The following is a 13,814-nucleotide window of genomic DNA, read 5'->3' on the forward strand; positions in this document are numbered from 1 at the left end:
ACTGGTGCAGTTGAATTGCCAGCAGGTACCGAAATGGTGATGCCAGGTGATAACGTTTCTATCTCGGTAGCGCTGATTGCGCCAATCGCGATGGAAGATGGCTTACGCTTCGCTATCCGTGAAGGTGGCCGTACCGTTGGTGCTGGCGTCGTCGCTAAAATCATCGAGTAATTAATTTATACAGGCGGCAGGAATTTCCTGCCGCTTTTGCTCTTTAAAGGAAAAAACATGGCAGCTCAAAAAATTCGTATCCGTCTTAAAGCTTTTGATTATCGTCTGATCGATCAATCTGCTCTGGAAATCGTTGAAACTGCGAAACGTACGGGTGCTGTAGTAAAAGGTCCGGTACCATTGCCGACGCGTATTGAGCGCTTTGATATTCTGCGTTCCCCACACGTGAACAAAACTTCACGTGACCAATTCGAAATCCGTACCCATCAACGTTTGATGGACATCGTTGACCCTACTGATAAAACAGTGGATGCATTGATGAAGCTGGATCTGCCAGCTGGTGTGGATGTAGAAATCAAGCTTTAATTCTAAAGTTGTTATTCTGGGAATGGCCTTTTAAAACAAAAGGCTGTTGTCAAACCAAGAATAGTTCGGTATAATCCGCGCTCTTCGGTGGACGGTCAATTGTAATCGTCCGCTTTAAACTATTATAAGGAACTGATCATGAGCTTAGGGCTTATTGGTCGCAAGGTGGGCATGACCCGCATTTTTACAGATGAAGGCGCAAGCGTTCCTGTAACAGTGCTGGAAGTGATCCCTAACCGCGTGACACAAGTAAAGACAGTTGCAACTGATGGCTATACAGGCCTGCAAGTTGCATACGGCGAGCGTCGTGCTAGTCGTATCAACAAGGCGTTGACTGGGCACTTTGCCAAAGCTGGCGTAACTGCCGGTGCTGGTATCAAAGAATTCAATGTGGCTGAAGATGTTCTGGCCAATTTCCAAGTAGGCGGAAATGTCACTGTTGATATTTTCTCTGTTGGTCAATTGGTAGACGTGACAGGTACATCCATCGGTAAAGGTTTTGCCGGTGCGATTAAACGTCATAACTTCTCCTCTAACCGTGCTTCTCACGGTAACTCACGTTCACATAACGTACCTGGTTCTATCGGTATGGCGCAGGATCCGGGTCGAGTATTCCCTGGTAAGCGCATGCCTGGTCATTTGGGTGACATTAAAGTTACTACCCAAAACCTGGAAATCGTTCGTGTAGACGTTGAGCGTAATCTGTTATTGATTAAAGGTTCCGTACCTGGCTCCAAAGGTGGCAATGTTGTTGTACGTCCAGCCATCAAAGCGAAAGGGGCTGCATAATGGAATTAAAACTGATTGATCTGAACGGCAAGGTTGCTAAAAAAGGCGTTGATGCGTCTGACGTAACTTTTGGTCGTGAGTTTAACGAGTCGCTGGTGCACGAAGTTGTCGTTGCTTACATGGCGAATGCCCGTACAGCAACCCGTGCACAAAAAACACGTGCTACCGTTGCCCATACTACCCACAAGCCATATGCGCAAAAGGGTACTGGTAACGCTCGTGCTGGTATGACTTCCAGCCCGATCTGGCGCGGAGGTGGTCGTGCATTCCCTAATAGCCCTAACGAAAACTACAGCCACAAAGTAAACCGCAAGGCTTACCGTGCTGGTATGCAGACTATTTTGTCTGAGTTGGTGCGTCAGGACCGTTTGAAGGTTGTAGACACATTTACTGTTGATACGCCAAAAACAAAACAACTGGTACAAAAAATCAATGCTCTGGGCGTTGACGGCGGTGTATTGCTGTTGATTGACGGTTTTGATGAGAACTTGTACTTGTCTTCCCGTAACCTGCCAAATGTATTGGTAGTTGAAGCGCAGTTTGCTGATCCAGTTAGCCTAGTGCGTTTCCCTAACGTTTTAGTAACTGCTGGCGCAGTGAAGAAACTAGAGGAGATCTTGGCATGATTACCGCAGCAACCAAAACTCAAGATCGTTTATTGCAAGTGATTTTGGCACCACAAATTACCGAGAAGGCGACTTTCATTGCTGACAAACATCAGCAAATCGCTTTTAAAGTACGTACTGATGCAACCAAGCCAGAAATCAAGGCGGCAGTTGAATTGGTGTTCAAGGTTGAAGTGGCTTCTGTATCTGTGATTAACGTCGCAGGTAAAGTAAAGCGTGCTGGCCGTCGTACAGGTAAGCGTAGTGACTGGAAAAAGGCTTATGTTAGCCTGAAGCCAGGTCAAGAAATTAATTTTGCAGCTGGCGAATAAGGAGAGAAGACATGGCATTAGTTAAAGTCAAACCAACTTCCCCCGGTCGTCGTGGTGTATTGAAGGTCGTTACACCTGATTTGCACAAAGGCAAGCCTTACGCGCCGCTGTTGGAAAGTCAAAGTAAAAATGCTGGTCGTAATAACAACGGCCGCATCACAACCCGTCACCAAGGTGGCGGTCATAAGCAGCATTACCGTGTGATCGACTTCCGTCGTAACAAAGATGGTATTCCTGCGACTGTAGAGCGTATCGAATACGATCCAAACCGTACAGCTAACATTGCGTTGCTGTGCTATGCGGATGGTGAGCGTCGTTACATCATTGCCCCACGAGGCATTGCTGCCGGTGCACAACTGGTGAGCGGTTCTGAAGCGCCTATCCGTGCTGGTAATGCATTGCCATTGCGTAATATTCCTGTCGGTAGCACGATTCATTGTATCGAAATCCAGCCAGGCAAAGGCGCGCAGATTGCACGTTCAGCTGGTACTTCTGTCCAGTTGCTGGCACGTGAAGGTGCTTACGCTCAGTTGCGTTTGCGTTCCGGTGAAGTTCGCCGTGTGCACGTTGACTGCAAAGCAACTTTGGGTGAAGTGGGTAACGAAGAGCATTCACTGCGTTCTATCGGTAAAGCTGGTGCTATGCGCTGGCGTGGTATTCGCCCGACCGTTCGCGGTGTGGTGATGAACCCGGTTGATCACCCGCACGGTGGTGGTGAAGGCCGTACTGCTGCAGGTATGAACCCGGTTTCACCATGGGGTCAGAAAACTAAGGGTTATCGTACACGTAAGAATAAGCGTACTGATAACATGCGCGTAAGTCGTCGTCCGAGAAATGTAAGGTAATCGCTATGGCACGTTCTGTTAAAAAAGGTCCATTTGTGGACGCTCACTTGGCTAAGAAAGTCGAAACTGCGTCAGCGAACCGCGATAGAAAGCCAATCAAAACTTGGTCTCGTCGTTCGACTGTATTGCCTGACTTTATTGGTTTAACCATCGCAGTGCACAACGGTAGACAACATGTGCCTGTGCTGATTTCTGAAAACATGGTTGGTCACAAGCTTGGCGAATTTGCGTTAACCCGCACATTCAAAGGGCACGCGGCTGATAAAAAAGCGAAGAAGTAAGGGGCTGATATGCAAGTTACTGCAGTTTTAAAAGGCGTACACCTTTCTCCGCAAAAAGCGCGTCTGGTGGCCGACTTGGTACGTGGCAAAAAAGTAGATCACGCTTTGAATATTCTTGAATTCACGCCTAAGCGTGGTGCCGAGATCATCAAAAAAGTGGTTCTGTCTGCGATTGCCAATGCCGAGCATAACAATGGGGCTGATATTGACGCATTGAAGGTGACTTCAATTTACGTTGATAAAGGCATTGTCATGAAACGTATCCGTGCACGTGCAAAAGGTCGCGCTGGTCGTATTACGAAACCAACATGTCATATTCATGTGACAGTCGGTGACTCAAAGGAATAATATGGGACAGAAAATTCATCCAATTGGGTTCCGTTTGAGCGTCCAGAAAAACTGGGCGTCACGTTGGTACTCAAATAGCCAGAACTTCCCTGCGATGTTGCAAGGCGACATCAAAGTGCGCGAGTTCCTGAACAAGAAACTGGCGAGCGCTGCTGTAAGCAAAATCATCATCGAGCGCCCAGCTAAAAATGCAAAAATTACTATTCACAGCGCCCGTCCAGGTGTGGTGATTGGTAAAAAAGGTGAAGACATTGAGTCTTTGCGTTCTTCTCTGCAAGGTTTGATGGGCGTTCCAGTTCATCTGAACATTGAAGAAGTGCGTAAGCCTGAGCTGGACGCCACGTTGATTGCGCAATCCATTGCTCAGCAATTGGAAAAGCGTGTGATGTTCCGTCGTGCCATGAAACGCGCAATGCAAAATGCAATGCGTTTGGGTGCACAAGGCATCAAGATTATGAGTTCCGGTCGTTTGAATGGTATCGAAATTGCACGTACCGAGTGGTATCGCGAAGGCCGTGTGCCTCTCCATACACTGCGTGCTGATATCGACTATGGTGTGGCAGAGGCTTCTACCACCTACGGTATTATCGGGATTAAAGTTTGGGTATTCAAAGGTGAGATTTTCGGTGATAACGCGGCTAATGCTGCTGTTGCTGATGCTGAGCCAGAGAAAAAAGTAAGAAAGCCGAGGGCTAAAGATGCTGCAACCAGCTAGACAGAAATACCGCAAGATGCAAAAGGGTCGCAATAAAGGTATTGCGACTACTGGTAACAAGGTAAGCTTTGGTGAATTTGGTTTAAAAGCGATTGGTCGTGGTCGTTTGACCGCACGTCAGATCGAAGCTGCACGTCGTGTGATGACTCGTCACATTAAGCGTGGTGGCCGCGTCTGGATCCGTGTATTCCCTGATCAGCCAATTTCTAAAAAACCTGCTGAAGTGCGTATGGGTAATGGTAAAGGTAGTGTTGATTACTACATCGCTCAAATTCAGCCAGGCAAAATGTTGTACGAGATGGATGGCGTGAGCGAAGAATTGGCTCGCGAAGCTTTCAAACTGGCTGCTGCTAAGTTGCCAATTGAAACTACATTCATGACCCGTCAAATCGGTAGTTAAGGAGTAGTGAAATGAAAGCTTCAGAATTTCGAGCAAAATCAGCTGAAGAGCTGAATACCGAGTTGGTTGAATTGCGTCGCGCACAGTTTTCACTGCGCATGCAACTGGCGACTCAACAATTGAACAAAGCAGATCAGCTGGGTAAAGTGCGTAAAGATGTAGCTCGCGTTAAAACCGTGCTGGCTGAGAAGGCGAAACAAGCATGATGACTGAAAAGGCGAAAGTTGTACGCAGTTTGACTGGTCGCGTGGTAAGCAACAAGATGGATAAAACCGTGACTGTGCTTGTCGAGCGTAAAGTAAAACACCCTCTGATTGGTAAAGTGGTTTCTAAATCGAACAAATTTCATGCACATGACGAAAGTAATGCATGTCAAGAAGGCGATTTAGTCACAATTACTGAATCACGCCCATACTCCAAGACTAAGTCTTGGGTAGTGAGCAAAATCGAAGCTAAGTAAGGCTTCAAATATAACTGGAAAAGCGCTTGTCACAAGCGTTTTTTTAGTTGTATAATGTTGGACTTTTCGGTGCCCGCCTTAGATGGCATGTAGCTGGCACCCCAATACTGACCGTGGTCTATTGGCCGTAACGTGTTTTTGAATGCGAATTCAAAACAGGCGGCTGGTAGTGGTTATAACGGATTAAGTTGGAGATTATTTCTCATGATTCAAATGCAATCTCGGCTTGAAGTGGCCGATAACACTGGTGCGCGTTCCGTGCAGTGTATCAAGGTCTTGGGTGGTTCCAAGCGTCGTTATGCCAGCATTGGCGACATCATCAAAGTTAGCATTAAAGATGCTGCTCCGCGTGGTCGCGTCAAAAAAGGTGAAATCTACAACGCTGTGGTTGTACGCACTGCTAAAGGTGTACGTCGCCCGGATGGTTCCTTAGTTAAATTCGATGCCAATGCTGCAGTCTTGTTGAACAACAAGCTTGAGCCAATTGGTACACGTATTTTTGGCCCGGTGACACGTGAGTTGCGCAGTGAGCGCTTCATGAAGATCGTTTCATTAGCGCCTGAAGTGCTGTAATAGGCTGGAGACGATAAATGAGCAAAATTCGCAAAGGTGACCAAGTCATTTTGAATACAGGTAAAGACGCAGGTAAAACAGGTGCTGTTTTGAACGTCTTGCCAACCGGCCATGTAGTGGTGGAAGGTCTGAATGTGGTAAAAAAACACACTCGTCCTAACCCTATGCGTGGTGTTACTGGTGGCATCATCAGCAAAGAAATGCCTTTGGACATTTCTAATGTGGCGATTTATAACGCTGCAACTAAAAAAGCTGATCGTGTTGGTTTTAAGGTACTCGAAGATGGTCGCAAGATTCGTGTTTACAAATCTAGCGGCGAGTCTATCGACGCATAGGAATACATATGGCACGTTTAAAACAGTTCTATAACGATACAGTGGTTCCCAAATTGACTGAACAGTTTGGTTACACCTCTTCAATGCAGGTGCCACGTATCGAAAAAATTACCCTGAATATGGGCGTAGGCGAAGCTGTAGCTGATAAAAAAGTTATGGAGCACGCAGTTGCCGATATGGAAAAAATTGCTGGTCAAAAAGCGATCGTAACTAAGGCTAAAAAGTCTGTTGCGGCTTTTAAAATCCGTGATGACTATCCTGTTGGTTGTAAAGTCACATTGCGTCGTGAGCGTATGTATGAATTCCTGGATCGTCTGATTACCGTGGCTATCCCACGTATTCGTGACTTTCGTGGTATTTCTGCAAAATCTTTTGATGGCCGTGGTAACTACAACATGGGTGTTAAAGAGCAAATTATTTTCCCGGAAATTGAATACGACAAAATCGATGTATTGCGCGGGATGAATATCACCATTACAACGACAGCACAAACAGACGAAGAAGCAAAAGCACTGTTGGCTGCATTTAGTTTCCCATTTAGAGGTTAAGTCATGGCAAAAGTATGTATGACAGAGCGCGAGCAAAAGCGTCGCGAAACCGTAAAAAAATATGCAGCCAAACGCGCTGAATTGGTTGAAATTATCAACAACCAAAATGCAAGCGTTGAAGATCGTTTTGCTGCACGTTCAAAATTGCAAAGTTTGCCACGTAATTCCAGCCCAGTGCGTACACGTAATCGTTGTGCATTGACTGGCCGTCCACGTGGTGTGTTCAGTAAATTTGGTATCGCACGTAATGAGTTGCGTAAGTTGATGATGGCTGGTCACGTACCAGGTGTCACCAAGGCCAGCTGGTAACGGAGGAATAGAACATGAGTATGAGTGATCCGATTGCCGATATGTTGACCCGTATTCGTAACGCGCAACGTACGAATAAGCCTACAGTATCAATGCCTGCGTCTAAAGTTAAAGGCGCCATTGCAAATGTATTAAAAGACGAAGGCTACATTGAAGATTTCAATGTTCAAGCCAACGAAGGTAAACCTGTTTTGAACATCAGCCTCAAATACTACGCTGGTCGTCCAGTGATTGAGAAAATTGAGCGTGTATCCAAGCCAGGTCTGCGTATTTATAAAGGTAGTCAAAACATCCCACGCGTGATGAACGGTTTAGGCGTAACTATCGTCTCTACTTCACGTGGCGTAATGACTGATCGTAAAGCACAAGCTGCCGGTATCGGTGGTGAAGTTCTGTGCATCGTGGCTTAAGAGGAGTTTGATATGTCACGTGTTGCTAAAAATCCGGTTACGATTCCTGCCAAGGTAGAAGTCGTCATCTCTCCTGCTGAGATCGCAGTAAGCGGTCCTCTGGGTAAATTAAACCAAGCGTTGTCAGCAGATATTACTGTGACTCGTGATGGTGAACAGTTGCTGGTTAAAGCCAACAATGAAACACAGCATTCGCGAGCAATGTCTGGTACTGTGCGCGCTTTATTGGCGAACATGGTGCAAGGTGTTTCAGCTGGTTTTACCCGTAAATTGACACTGATTGGTGTGGGTTACAAAGCTAATGCTCAAGGCTCAACTTTGAATCTTGAATTAGGTTACTCACATCCTATCAACCACAAAATGCCTGAAGGTGTGACTGTGCAAACGCCTACGCCAACAGAGGTTGTGTTGACCGGGGCTAACAAGCAAGTGCTTGGCCAAGTTGCAGCGCAGATCCGTGGCTATCGTGCTCCAGAGCCATATAAAGGCAAGGGTGTTCGTTATGCGGATGAAGTGGTCGTCATTAAAGAGACCAAGAAAAAATAAGTAAAGCACTTATAGGTTAGACAATAGCCTGAACAGTGAATCAATATTAAAGGTAAATTCAATGAAAAACGTAAATAACCGCTTGCGCAGAGCACGTAAAACCCGTGCCAAAATCGCCGAGTTAAAAGTTACACGTTTGAGTGTACATCGCACCAATACCAATATTTATGCTCAGATCATTACTGAAACTGGTGATCGCGTATTGGCGAGTGCATCTACCGTTGAGGCTGAAGTGCGTCAACAACTGAAAAATGGTGGCAACATCGAAGCTGCAACCTTGATTGGCAAACGTATTGCTGAAAAAGCTGTAAAAGCCGGCATCACTGACGTTGCTTTTGATCGTTCAGGTTACAAGTATCACGGTCGCATTAAAGCTTTGGCTGATGCGGCTCGTGAACATGGTCTCAAATTCTAATAGGTGAGATAAGAATGGCAAAAGATTTTGAACAGCAGCAAACTGACGGTTTGCGTGAAAAAATGATTACTGTTAACCGTGTAAGCAAGACGGTTAAGGGTGGTCGTATCATGAGCTTCGCTGCATTGACCGTAGTTGGTGATGGCGATGGCACTGTTGGTATGGGTAAAGGTAAGGCACGTGAAGTGCCAGTGGCTGTACAAAAAGCCATGGATGAAGCCCGTCGCAGCATGGTAAAAGTGAATTTGAAAAATGGTACTTTGTATCACGCTGTTACCGGTGTGCACGGTGCAGCTAAAGTACTGATCCAGCCTGCCTCTGAAGGTACCGGTATCATTGCTGGTGGTACGATGCGCGCTATTTTTGAAGTGATGGGTATCACTAACGTGATTGCTAAGAGTCTTGGTTCTACCAACCCTTACAATCTGGTACGTGCAACCTTGAACGGTCTGGCTTCCATGAACACACCAGCTGAAATTGCTGCTAAACGTGGCAAGACCTTAGAAGAAATCAGAGGTTAATCATGGCTAAAGCGAAAAAAGAGAACGTGACTTTAAAAGTGACGTTGGTAAGAAGTTTAATTGGTCGTATTGAAGCGCATAAAGCAACAGTACGTGGCTTAGGTCTGCGTCGCATGCACCATACAGTTGAAGTGCAAGATACGCCTGAAATCCGCGGCATGATCAATGCTGTAAGCTATCTTTTAAAGGTTGAAGCATAATGCAATTGAACACGATTAAGCCTGCAGAAGGCGCTAAGAAAGAACGTCGTCGTTTAGGTCGTGGCATTGGTTCCGGTTTAGGTAAAACTGGTGGCCGTGGTCACAAAGGTCAAAAGTCACGTGCCGGTGGTTTCCATAAGGTAGGTTTCGAAGGCGGTCAAATGCCTTTGCAACGCCGTTTGCCTAAACGTGGTTTTAACTCTTTAACCCGTGATGACACAGCTCGTATCCGTACGAGCGAATTGTCTCTGGCTGAAGGTGAAGTCATTGACATCTTGTCTTTGAAAGCAGCTAAGTTGGTGCCAGCTTCAGCCAAGGCAGTGAAGGTGTACCTGTCAGGTGAAGTGACTGCTAAAGTACAAGTACAAGGTTTGTTGTTGACCAAAGGTGCTAAAGCAGCCATCGAATCCGCTGGCGGCAAAGTACTCGAAGTTTAATTGTTGTCATAAGAGAGTATCAGCTTGGCACAGGATAATATTTTAAGTTCCGTTAGCAAACTTGGTGAATTAAAAAGCCGTTTGTGGTTCTTGTTGGGGGCGTTGATTGTTTATCGACTAGGCGCTCATATTCCGGTGCCAGGCATTGATCCAACAGTGTTGAAGCAGCTGTTTGACACACAAAAAGATGGCATTCTTGGGATGTTCAACATGTTCTCCGGTGGTGCATTGTCACGGTTTACCGTGTTTGCACTCGGGATCATGCCTTACATTTCAGCTTCTATTATCATGCAGTTGCTGACCGTGGTTTCACCGCAGTTGGAGCAGTTGAAAAAAGAAGGTGAAGCCGGACGTCGTCAAATTACCAAATACACGCGCTATGGCACTGTATTGTTGGCGACATTCCAGGCACTAGGTATTGCCATTGCACTTGAAGGTCAGGCTGGCCTGGTGCTTGATCCAGGTTTAGGTTTCCGTATCACTGCGGTGACAACCCTGGTAGCGGGCACGATGTTTTTGATGTGGTTAGGTGAGCAGATTACTGAACGCGGCATTGGTAATGGTATTTCAATTATCATTTTTGCCGGTATCGTGGCTGGTTTGCCGCATGCGATTGGCAGTACCCTGGATTTGGCGAAGACCGGTGCATTCTCTATACCATTGGTGATGTTCCTGTTTGTTGCTGTGATTTTAGTGACCGCTTTAGTAGTGTTTGTTGAGCGTGGACAACGCAAGATTACAGTGAATTACGCCAAACGTCAGGTCGGTAACCGTATTTATGGTGGTCAATCTACCCATCTGCCTTTGAAGCTGAATATGGCTGGTGTGATTCCACCAATCTTCGCTTCAAGTATTATTTTGTTCCCGGCAACCTTGGCTGGTTGGTTCGGAAGTAGTGAGCATATGTATTGGTTGAAAGATGTCAGTGCCAAACTGTCACCTGGTCAGCCACTGTATATTCTATTATTTGCAGCAGCGATTTTGTTCTTTGCGTTTTTCTATACCGCTTTAGTGTTTAATCCTAAAGAAACGGCAGATAACTTGAAGAAGAGTGGTGCATTTGTACCTGGTATTCGCCCTGGTGATCAAACAGCTAAATATATTGATCGCATCATGGGTCGTTTAACCTTGATCGGTGCTCTGTACATTACGCTGGTTTGTTTGTTGCCAGAATTCCTGGTGCTGAAATTTAATACACCATTCTATTTTGGTGGCACATCTTTGCTGATTATTGTAGTGGTCACTATGGACTTTATGACACAGGTGCAATCACATTTGATGTCTCAGCAATATGAAGGCTTGCTCAAAAAAGCAAACTTTAAAGGATCTGGTCGCTAAATACACTTTGCCGGTTGGCGGGGTTGCAGCAAGATCAGGCTAAATGATTTAACCCGTGTGTGAATGACATTCCGCACAAAGTAAGTGAATTAACTAAAGGAAATAAGATGAGAGTTCGCGCATCAGTTAAAACATTGTGCCGTAACTGTAAAGTCGTTAGACGTCGCGGTGTTGTTCGTATTATTTGTACCGACCCGCGTCATAAACAACGTCAAGGTTAATTGGTATAACAATTCCTTGTGAGGGTCTGGATTGGCTGATATAATATGCGGCTTTTCTTTTCTACGCACAAGTTTAATCGTGATGAACGATTGATTATTGGAGTTTAAGTATGGCTCGTATTGCCGGGGTGAATATCCCAAACCACAAACATGCAGAAATCGCTTTGACCTCTATTTACGGTATTGGCCGTAACACTGCGCAAAAAATCTGTGCAGCAGCAGGTGTACAAACGACATCTAAAGTTAAAGATCTGAGCGATTCAGAAGTGGAAAAGCTGCGTGACGAAGTTGCCAAGTTCACTGTTGAAGGTGACTTGCGCCGTGAAGTGACTATGAACATCAAGCGTTTGATGGATCTGGGTTGCTACCGCGGTATCCGTCATCGTCGTGGTCTACCTGTCCGTGGACAGCGTACCAAGACCAATGCACGTACGCGTAAAGGCCCTGTTAAGGCTATTAAACAAGCTAAATAATCTTTTTGAACATTAGTTAGATATTAAGGACAGTACAACATGGCAAAAGCTAATGTACGCGTTAGAAAAAAAGTTAAAAAGAACATTGCCGAGGGTATTGCCCACGTACACGCTTCTTTTAACAATACGATTATTACGATTACTGATCGTCAAGGTAATGCCTTGTCATGGGCAACATCAGGCGGCCAAGGCTTTAAAGGCTCACGTAAAAGTACTCCTTTTGCAGCTCAAGTAGCTTCAGAAGTGGCTGGTAAAGCGGCACAAGAGTCTGGTGTCAAAAATCTAGAAGTGCGCATCAAGGGTCCAGGCCCAGGTCGCGAATCTGCTGTACGTGCATTGAATGCTGCTGGTTTCAAAATCACCAGCATTACTGATGTAACACCAGTGCCGCACAACGGTTGCCGCCCACCAAAGAAACGCAGAATTTAATTCAATTCACTGATTTCATTATCAGCGAATTAATTAACGGAGAATATTTTGGCTAGAAATCTAGACCCTAAATGCCGCCAATGCCGTCGAGAAGGTGAGAAGTTGTTTCTGAAAGCTGAAAAATGCTTTACAGATAAATGCGCAATTGAAAAGCGTAACTTCGCACCAGGTCAGCATGGCCAGCGTCGCGTCGCACGTATGTCAGACTATGGTGTGCAGTTGCGTGAGAAACAAAAAGTGCGTCGTATCTACGGAGTATTGGAAGGCCAATTCCGTGCTTATTACGCAAAAGCAGATGGTCAAAAAGGCATTACCGGCGAGAGCTTATTGCAATTGCTGGAATCACGTTTAGACAATGTCGCTTATCGTATGGGGCTGGCAGGTTCTCGTTCTGAAGCTCGTCAGGTTGTACGTCATAACAGCATTCTGGTAAATGGCAAACGTGTGAACATCCCTTCTTACCAGGTCAAAGCAGGTGATTTGATCAGTGTTTCAGAAAAGGCTAAATCGCAATTGCGTATTAAAGCTGCAGTTGAAGCGGCTGAGCAACGCGGCTTTCCTGAGTGGTTGGACGTCAACATCAAGGCATTGAGTGGTATGTACAAGGCTAAGCCTCAGCGTGATGAGTTGCCAGTTACTATCAATGAGTCATTGATCGTTGAGTTGTATTCTAAGTAATCACTTAGTTCAGACTAAGGTTTATTTGTTTATACCCAATTACTCCAAGGAAATATATGCAAAATAGCCCTACAGAATATTTGAAGCCACGTGTAGTTGATGTTGAGGTCATTAATCCTCTGCGCGCCCGTGTGACTTTAGAACCAATGGAGCGAGGTTTCGGCTATACATTGGGTAACGCTTTAAGAAGAGTTCTTTTATCTTCTATCCCAGGTTTTGCCATTACAGAAGTAAAAATCGATGGTGTAGTACATGAGTACTCTACGATTGAAGGTGTTCAGGAAGACGTGGTTGATATCTTGTTGAACCTTAAAGGTGTTGCATTAAAACTGCACAACAAGACTGAAACCATCTTGGTATTAAGCAAGTCTGGTGAAGGAATTGTCACTGCTGGTGACTTCGAAGTTGGACATGACGCTGAAATTGTCAATCCGAATCACGTGATTGCACATATCACCAAAGGTGGTAAGTTGAATCTGGAAGTGAAGATTGAAATGGGTCGTGGTTATCAACCAGTGCCAGCTCGCCAGAAAGCTAACGATGAAGACCGTGTATTAGGTTTCATGATGGTGGATGCTTCTTTCAGCCCGATCAACAAGGTGAGCTACCATGTTGAGAGCGCACGTGTTGAGCAACGTACCGACCTGGACAAATTGATTATGGACGTTGAAACCAACGGCATTATCGAGCCAGAGCAGGCCATTCGCGATGCAGCACGTATTCTGATCGGCCAGTTGTCAGTATTTGCGAATCTGGAAGGCGCTTCTGCAGATGTAGAAGTAAAAGCTGCACCGCAGGTTGATCCTATCCTGTTGCGTCCAGTGGATGATCTGGAATTGACAGTACGTTCTGCAAACTGCCTCAAAGCAGAAAACATTTTTTACATTGGTGATTTGATTCAACGTACAGAAAACGAGCTGTTGAAAGCTCCAAACCTGGGCAGAAAATCATTAAATGAAATTAAAGATGTGTTGGCCTCCAAAGGCTTAACACTGGGAATGAAGCTTGAAAACTGGCCACCTGTTGGCTTGGAAAAAGCTTAATTTCTAATAAGATAAATACTTAAGGA

27 protein-coding genes and 1 pseudogene are annotated in these 13,814 nt (G+C 45.5%); all 28 read left to right on the forward strand.

What is annotated here, in order from left to right; translation table 11 throughout:
* Positions 1-171, forward strand: a pseudogene (tuf, locus tag ASG24_RS14500) (elongation factor Tu); the annotation flags it as partial.
* 57 nt (positions 172-228) lie between these two features.
* Positions 229-537, forward strand: coding sequence for a 30S ribosomal protein S10 (gene rpsJ / locus ASG24_RS13445; protein ID WP_011478646.1), 309 nt, complete (start codon positions 229-231; stop codon positions 535-537).
* Between the two features lie 138 nt (positions 538-675).
* Positions 676-1,326: a 50S ribosomal protein L3 gene (rplC, locus tag ASG24_RS13450; protein ID WP_055827147.1), complete on the forward strand. Its 651-nt coding sequence runs from the start codon at positions 676-678 to the stop codon at positions 1,324-1,326.
* Complete coding sequence (gene rplD, locus ASG24_RS13455) at positions 1,326-1,952, forward strand: 50S ribosomal protein L4 (RefSeq protein ID WP_055827144.1); 627 nt, start codon at positions 1,326-1,328, stop codon at positions 1,950-1,952. Before rplC ends, rplD begins: the two co-directional genes overlap by 1 nt.
* Positions 1,949-2,263 carry a 50S ribosomal protein L23 gene (gene rplW / locus ASG24_RS13460; RefSeq protein ID WP_055827143.1) on the forward strand — a complete coding sequence of 105 codons (315 nt, stop codon included), beginning with the start codon at positions 1,949-1,951 and terminating at the stop codon, positions 2,261-2,263. Before rplD ends, rplW begins: the two co-directional genes overlap by 4 nt.
* 11 nt (positions 2,264-2,274) lie before the next feature.
* A complete protein-coding gene (rplB, locus tag ASG24_RS13465; RefSeq protein WP_055827140.1) occupies positions 2,275-3,108 on the forward strand; it encodes a 50S ribosomal protein L2 in 834 nt (277 codons plus the stop codon).
* Positions 3,109-3,113: 5 nt separating this feature from the next.
* Positions 3,114-3,389, forward strand: coding sequence for a 30S ribosomal protein S19 (gene rpsS, locus ASG24_RS13470; protein WP_055827137.1), 276 nt, complete (start codon positions 3,114-3,116; stop codon positions 3,387-3,389).
* A gap of 9 nt (positions 3,390-3,398) precedes the next feature.
* The gene (gene rplV / locus ASG24_RS13475; protein WP_055827133.1) at positions 3,399-3,737 is read left to right on the forward strand and encodes a 50S ribosomal protein L22; all 339 of its coding nucleotides are present in this window, start codon (positions 3,399-3,401) and stop codon (positions 3,735-3,737) included.
* A gap of 1 nt (position 3,738) precedes the next feature.
* Entirely contained in the window at positions 3,739-4,452 is a 714-nt protein-coding gene (gene rpsC / locus ASG24_RS13480; protein ID WP_055827131.1) for a 30S ribosomal protein S3, read from the forward strand.
* Positions 4,436-4,852 (forward strand): 50S ribosomal protein L16, encoded by a 417-nt coding sequence (rplP, locus tag ASG24_RS13485; RefSeq protein WP_055827127.1) that lies wholly within the window; start codon positions 4,436-4,438, stop codon positions 4,850-4,852. The genes rpsC and rplP overlap by 17 nt, the downstream gene beginning before the upstream one ends.
* Positions 4,853-4,863: 11 nt before the next feature.
* A complete protein-coding gene (gene rpmC, locus ASG24_RS13490; protein ID WP_055827124.1) occupies positions 4,864-5,058 on the forward strand; it encodes a 50S ribosomal protein L29 in 195 nt (64 codons plus the stop codon).
* Entirely contained in the window at positions 5,055-5,312 is a 258-nt protein-coding gene (gene rpsQ, locus ASG24_RS13495; RefSeq protein ID WP_082488120.1) for a 30S ribosomal protein S17, read from the forward strand. The genes rpmC and rpsQ overlap by 4 nt, the downstream gene beginning before the upstream one ends.
* A 204-nt stretch (positions 5,313-5,516) precedes the next feature.
* Entirely contained in the window at positions 5,517-5,885 is a 369-nt protein-coding gene (gene rplN / locus ASG24_RS13500) for a 50S ribosomal protein L14 (RefSeq protein ID WP_019881229.1), read from the forward strand.
* Positions 5,886-5,902: 17 nt separating this feature from the next.
* Positions 5,903-6,220: a 50S ribosomal protein L24 gene (gene rplX / locus ASG24_RS13505; protein ID WP_055827121.1), complete on the forward strand. Its 318-nt coding sequence runs from the start codon at positions 5,903-5,905 to the stop codon at positions 6,218-6,220.
* Positions 6,221-6,228: 8 nt separating this feature from the next.
* Complete coding sequence (rplE, locus tag ASG24_RS13510; protein WP_055827118.1) at positions 6,229-6,768, forward strand: 50S ribosomal protein L5; 540 nt, start codon at positions 6,229-6,231, stop codon at positions 6,766-6,768.
* A 3-nt stretch (positions 6,769-6,771) separates the two neighbouring features.
* The gene (rpsN, locus tag ASG24_RS13515; protein WP_055827115.1) at positions 6,772-7,077 is read left to right on the forward strand and encodes a 30S ribosomal protein S14; all 306 of its coding nucleotides are present in this window, start codon (positions 6,772-6,774) and stop codon (positions 7,075-7,077) included.
* A 14-nt stretch (positions 7,078-7,091) separates the two neighbouring features.
* Positions 7,092-7,487: a 30S ribosomal protein S8 gene (gene rpsH, locus ASG24_RS13520; RefSeq protein ID WP_055827112.1), complete on the forward strand. Its 396-nt coding sequence runs from the start codon at positions 7,092-7,094 to the stop codon at positions 7,485-7,487.
* A 12-nt stretch (positions 7,488-7,499) separates the two neighbouring features.
* Positions 7,500-8,033, forward strand: a complete 534-nt coding sequence (gene rplF, locus ASG24_RS13525) for a 50S ribosomal protein L6 (protein ID WP_055827109.1) — start codon at positions 7,500-7,502, stop codon at positions 8,031-8,033.
* 61 nt (positions 8,034-8,094) lie between these two features.
* Complete coding sequence (gene rplR, locus ASG24_RS13530) at positions 8,095-8,448, forward strand: 50S ribosomal protein L18 (RefSeq protein WP_055827104.1); 354 nt, start codon at positions 8,095-8,097, stop codon at positions 8,446-8,448.
* Positions 8,449-8,462: 14 nt separating this feature from the next.
* Positions 8,463-8,969, forward strand: coding sequence for a 30S ribosomal protein S5 (gene rpsE / locus ASG24_RS13535; RefSeq protein WP_055827101.1), 507 nt, complete (start codon positions 8,463-8,465; stop codon positions 8,967-8,969).
* A gap of 2 nt (positions 8,970-8,971) precedes the next feature.
* The gene (rpmD, locus tag ASG24_RS13540) at positions 8,972-9,169 is read left to right on the forward strand and encodes a 50S ribosomal protein L30 (RefSeq protein ID WP_055827098.1); all 198 of its coding nucleotides are present in this window, start codon (positions 8,972-8,974) and stop codon (positions 9,167-9,169) included.
* The gene (rplO, locus tag ASG24_RS13545) at positions 9,169-9,606 is read left to right on the forward strand and encodes a 50S ribosomal protein L15 (protein WP_055827096.1); all 438 of its coding nucleotides are present in this window, start codon (positions 9,169-9,171) and stop codon (positions 9,604-9,606) included. Before rpmD ends, rplO begins: the two co-directional genes overlap by 1 nt.
* A 24-nt stretch (positions 9,607-9,630) precedes the next feature.
* Entirely contained in the window at positions 9,631-10,944 is a 1,314-nt protein-coding gene (gene secY / locus ASG24_RS13550) for a preprotein translocase subunit SecY (RefSeq protein ID WP_055827094.1), read from the forward strand.
* Positions 10,945-11,051: 107 nt separating this feature from the next.
* Complete coding sequence (gene rpmJ, locus ASG24_RS14505) at positions 11,052-11,165, forward strand: 50S ribosomal protein L36 (protein ID WP_081620790.1); 114 nt, start codon at positions 11,052-11,054, stop codon at positions 11,163-11,165.
* A gap of 110 nt (positions 11,166-11,275) precedes the next feature.
* Positions 11,276-11,638 carry a 30S ribosomal protein S13 gene (gene rpsM, locus ASG24_RS13555; RefSeq protein WP_055872193.1) on the forward strand — a complete coding sequence of 121 codons (363 nt, stop codon included), beginning with the start codon at positions 11,276-11,278 and terminating at the stop codon, positions 11,636-11,638.
* A gap of 39 nt (positions 11,639-11,677) precedes the next feature.
* Positions 11,678-12,067 (forward strand): 30S ribosomal protein S11, encoded by a 390-nt coding sequence (rpsK, locus tag ASG24_RS13560; RefSeq protein ID WP_018986256.1) that lies wholly within the window; start codon positions 11,678-11,680, stop codon positions 12,065-12,067.
* A 48-nt stretch (positions 12,068-12,115) separates the two neighbouring features.
* Positions 12,116-12,745: a 30S ribosomal protein S4 gene (rpsD, locus tag ASG24_RS13565; RefSeq protein WP_055827088.1), complete on the forward strand. Its 630-nt coding sequence runs from the start codon at positions 12,116-12,118 to the stop codon at positions 12,743-12,745.
* A gap of 56 nt (positions 12,746-12,801) precedes the next feature.
* Positions 12,802-13,788, forward strand: a complete 987-nt coding sequence (gene rpoA / locus ASG24_RS13570) for a DNA-directed RNA polymerase subunit alpha (protein WP_055827085.1) — start codon at positions 12,802-12,804, stop codon at positions 13,786-13,788.
* Positions 13,789-13,814 lie beyond the last annotated feature (26 nt).

This window comes from Methylophilus sp. Leaf414, from assembly GCF_001425425.1.
GTDB lineage: Bacteria > Pseudomonadota > Gammaproteobacteria > Burkholderiales > Methylophilaceae > Methylophilus.

What these genes read in the sequence shown, in the direction of transcription:
- rpsN (WP_055827115.1), top strand. Translation starts at nt 6,772, where the DNA reads ATGGCAAAAGTATGTATGACAGAGCGCGAGCAAAAGCGTCGCGAAACC.
- rpsH (WP_055827112.1), top strand. Translation starts at nt 7,092, where the DNA reads ATGAGTATGAGTGATCCGATTGCCGATATGTTGACCCGTATTCGTAAC.
- rpsK (WP_018986256.1), top strand. Translation starts at nt 11,678, where the DNA reads ATGGCAAAAGCTAATGTACGCGTTAGAAAAAAAGTTAAAAAGAACATT.
- rplF (WP_055827109.1), top strand. Translation starts at nt 7,500, where the DNA reads ATGTCACGTGTTGCTAAAAATCCGGTTACGATTCCTGCCAAGGTAGAA.
- rpmD (WP_055827098.1), top strand. Translation starts at nt 8,972, where the DNA reads ATGGCTAAAGCGAAAAAAGAGAACGTGACTTTAAAAGTGACGTTGGTA.
- rplW (WP_055827143.1), top strand. Translation starts at nt 1,949, where the DNA reads ATGATTACCGCAGCAACCAAAACTCAAGATCGTTTATTGCAAGTGATT.
- rplC (WP_055827147.1), top strand. Translation starts at nt 676, where the DNA reads ATGAGCTTAGGGCTTATTGGTCGCAAGGTGGGCATGACCCGCATTTTT.
- rplO (WP_055827096.1), top strand. Translation starts at nt 9,169, where the DNA reads ATGCAATTGAACACGATTAAGCCTGCAGAAGGCGCTAAGAAAGAACGT.
- rpsC (WP_055827131.1), top strand. Translation starts at nt 3,739, where the DNA reads ATGGGACAGAAAATTCATCCAATTGGGTTCCGTTTGAGCGTCCAGAAA.
- rpsE (WP_055827101.1), top strand. Translation starts at nt 8,463, where the DNA reads ATGGCAAAAGATTTTGAACAGCAGCAAACTGACGGTTTGCGTGAAAAA.
- rpoA (WP_055827085.1), top strand. Translation starts at nt 12,802, where the DNA reads ATGCAAAATAGCCCTACAGAATATTTGAAGCCACGTGTAGTTGATGTT.
- rplV (WP_055827133.1), top strand. Translation starts at nt 3,399, where the DNA reads ATGCAAGTTACTGCAGTTTTAAAAGGCGTACACCTTTCTCCGCAAAAA.
- rpsJ (WP_011478646.1), top strand. Translation starts at nt 229, where the DNA reads ATGGCAGCTCAAAAAATTCGTATCCGTCTTAAAGCTTTTGATTATCGT.
- rpsM (WP_055872193.1), top strand. Translation starts at nt 11,276, where the DNA reads ATGGCTCGTATTGCCGGGGTGAATATCCCAAACCACAAACATGCAGAA.
- rpsS (WP_055827137.1), top strand. Translation starts at nt 3,114, where the DNA reads ATGGCACGTTCTGTTAAAAAAGGTCCATTTGTGGACGCTCACTTGGCT.
- rpsQ (WP_082488120.1), top strand. Translation starts at nt 5,055, where the DNA reads ATGATGACTGAAAAGGCGAAAGTTGTACGCAGTTTGACTGGTCGCGTG.
- rplN (WP_019881229.1), top strand. Translation starts at nt 5,517, where the DNA reads ATGATTCAAATGCAATCTCGGCTTGAAGTGGCCGATAACACTGGTGCG.
- rpmJ (WP_081620790.1), top strand. Translation starts at nt 11,052, where the DNA reads ATGAGAGTTCGCGCATCAGTTAAAACATTGTGCCGTAACTGTAAAGTC.
- rplE (WP_055827118.1), top strand. Translation starts at nt 6,229, where the DNA reads ATGGCACGTTTAAAACAGTTCTATAACGATACAGTGGTTCCCAAATTG.
- rplP (WP_055827127.1), top strand. Translation starts at nt 4,436, where the DNA reads ATGCTGCAACCAGCTAGACAGAAATACCGCAAGATGCAAAAGGGTCGC.
- rplB (WP_055827140.1), top strand. Translation starts at nt 2,275, where the DNA reads ATGGCATTAGTTAAAGTCAAACCAACTTCCCCCGGTCGTCGTGGTGTA.
- rplX (WP_055827121.1), top strand. Translation starts at nt 5,903, where the DNA reads ATGAGCAAAATTCGCAAAGGTGACCAAGTCATTTTGAATACAGGTAAA.
- rplD (WP_055827144.1), top strand. Translation starts at nt 1,326, where the DNA reads ATGGAATTAAAACTGATTGATCTGAACGGCAAGGTTGCTAAAAAAGGC.
- rplR (WP_055827104.1), top strand. Translation starts at nt 8,095, where the DNA reads ATGAAAAACGTAAATAACCGCTTGCGCAGAGCACGTAAAACCCGTGCC.
- rpmC (WP_055827124.1), top strand. Translation starts at nt 4,864, where the DNA reads ATGAAAGCTTCAGAATTTCGAGCAAAATCAGCTGAAGAGCTGAATACC.